We start from the raw sequence: 2,238 nt of genomic DNA, 5'->3' as shown, positions 1-2,238 counted from the left end.
GTCGAGGGGCGGCGGGTCCTGCGCGCGGTGGTGTCCCGCCGGAGCCGGCAGCGGGAACGGCACGATGACCGGCAACCCGGAATCCGCGATGTAATCGGCAAGAGCCGGACGTGTGAGGAAAAGAGATCCCTTGACTGCCAACTGCATTGCCTGAATCGGCGGAGTCGGTCCGGAGGCCGTTCCGAAGCACACCAGCAGCCCGCGCCTGGCAAGGCAATCGAGTGAGATGTCGAAGGTGGATTGCCCGATACTGTCGTAGACAACCGGCACGCCGACGCCCCCGGTGATCTCCTTGACACGTGCGACGACGTCCTCGCGGGTGTAGATGACGACTTCATCGCACCCGTGCGCTCGGGCGACGCTCGCCTTCTCGTCGCTCGACACCGTGCCGATCACTTTGATTCCCAACAGTTTTGCCCACTGGGTGAAGATCAGTCCGACACCACCGGCCGCAGCATGCAGCAACACGGTGTCCCCCGCTTTCAACGGGTAGATGCGCCGCAGAAGGTATGCGGCAGTCAACCCTCGCATGGTCATGGCGGCCGCGGTGTCGAAGGCAATGCCGTCGGGAAGCGCGATCAGGTCGGACGACGCCATGATCCGCTCGGTGGCGTACGCACCCAGCGGACTGCCGGTGTAGGTCACGCGGTCCCCCACTGCAAAATCGACGACTCCCTCGCCGATCTCTTCGACCACGCCGGCGCCCTCAACGCCCATCCCGGCAGGCAATTGCGCAGGGTAGAGGCCGCTTCGAAAGTAGGTGTCGGCGAAGTTCAACCCCACCGCTTCATGGCGAACTCGAACCTCTCCGACGCCCGGTCGTCCTACCTCGATCTCTTCCCAACGCATGACGGACGGTGTGCCGATCTCGTGGAACCGAATGGCGTTTGCCATCGATGCTCTCCAATTCTGTGGGCGGACTCGACTCGATTGCGGTCGAGCTGCATTCGTACGCAACAACTTCCAGAAGTCGGTGCTCGACTTCGCGGTCGTGCCGAACTGATGTGAACAAAACTATGTGAGATCCGGCTCACATGCTTAACTTGACGAGACACGCAACACAACATTTCGGGACATCGAGTAAAGGAGGCCCCATGAAGCCACTCGCCCGTTACGCATCACTGAACCGCTACGTCGACCTGTGCCGAACAGTGGACGTCGACGCTGTGGCCCTGATGAGAAGTGTCGGCCTGAGCCCGGCAAGTCTGGCGAACCCGGACCAATGGGTACCGGCCGCCTCCATCGCATCGCTCCTGGAGCGATCGGCAGCGGAGTCCGGACACGAAGACTTCGGGCTTCTACTCGCCGGCCTGCGTCGACTGTCCAATCTCGGTCCCCTCAGCTTGGTCATCAGGGAAGAACCAGACGTCAGGAGCGCGCTCGACGTATTGATGCGATACGAGCACACGTACAACGAGTCATTACGCATTCGATTGAACGAGGTCAACGGACTCGCCACCCTGCGAATCTCGCTCGAGGTCGGCGAGCCGGTCGACACCAGACAGAGCGTCGAACTCGCAGTCGGCGCGACGCTGCAGATCCTGCGAAGTTTTCTGGGTTCTCGATGGCATCCGGTCAGCGTGGGATTAACGCACAATGCCCCGAAAGATACGAGCACGCATCGACGAATCCTCGGCGACACCGTGGAATTCGATCACGAATTCACCGGAATCGTTTTCTTCGCCGCCGACCTGGATGCGGCAAACCAACTGTCCGACGAGTTGCTCCGGCCGTACGCTCGCCAGTTCCTCGACTCACTTCCCGCATCGGAAACCTCCGACACACTCAGCCGCACCAAGGAATTGATCGAAGTTCTGCTTCCGACCGGCCGCTGCTCGGTCGAGCAGGTAGCACGAAGCCTCGGATTCGACCGGCGGACACTGCACCGCCATCTCGCCGAATCCGGAGATACGTTCACTGCCGTTCTCAATTCGGTCCGAAGCACCCTCGCGGAACGATTTGTCGCCAACCCTCGCTATTCTTTGACCGAAGTGGCGGTACACCTGGGGTTTTCGACGCAGGGTAGCTTCTCGCGCTGGTTTCGCACTCAGTTCTCGATGAGCCCGAGCGCGTGGCGGGCTCAACGCTCGATCAGCTGACCAGCACGACTCCGACGTAGGCGATCGTTGCCACCCACACAGAGGCCCTGGCGCGCCGCCGATGGCGACTCCTCCTCGTGCTCGTGGCGGGTCTCGCGGCTGGCGCCGTGCCATGGGTGATCTAGGCGTACGCGAGCTA

2 protein-coding genes are annotated in these 2,238 nt (G+C 61.9%); one reads left to right on the top strand and one right to left on the bottom strand.

Going from position 1 to position 2,238, the window contains the following annotated elements; translation table 11 throughout:
* On the bottom strand, positions 1–894 hold an 894-nt coding region (locus tag ABT116_RS43230; protein ID WP_351646235.1), incomplete at its 3' end, for a quinone oxidoreductase family protein.
* Positions 895–1,094: 200 nt separating this feature from the next.
* Here ABT116_RS43230 and ABT116_RS43225 point away from each other — a divergent pair.
* Positions 1,095–2,099 (top strand): AraC family transcriptional regulator, encoded by a 1,005-nt coding sequence (locus ABT116_RS43225; RefSeq protein ID WP_298776411.1) that lies wholly within the window; start codon positions 1,095–1,097, stop codon positions 2,097–2,099.
* Positions 2,100–2,238: the final 139 nt, after the last annotated feature.

The organism is Streptomyces sp. NPDC002130 (assembly GCF_040296465.1).
Taxonomy (GTDB): domain Bacteria; phylum Actinomycetota; class Actinomycetes; order Streptomycetales; family Streptomycetaceae; genus Streptomyces.
This window is presented reverse-complemented; position numbering and strand designations above follow the sequence as displayed.

Coding starts and splice junctions, on each gene's coding strand:
- ABT116_RS43225 (WP_298776411.1), top strand. CDS start 1,095: ATGAAGCCACTCGCCCGTTACGCATCACTGAACCGCTACGTCGACCTG.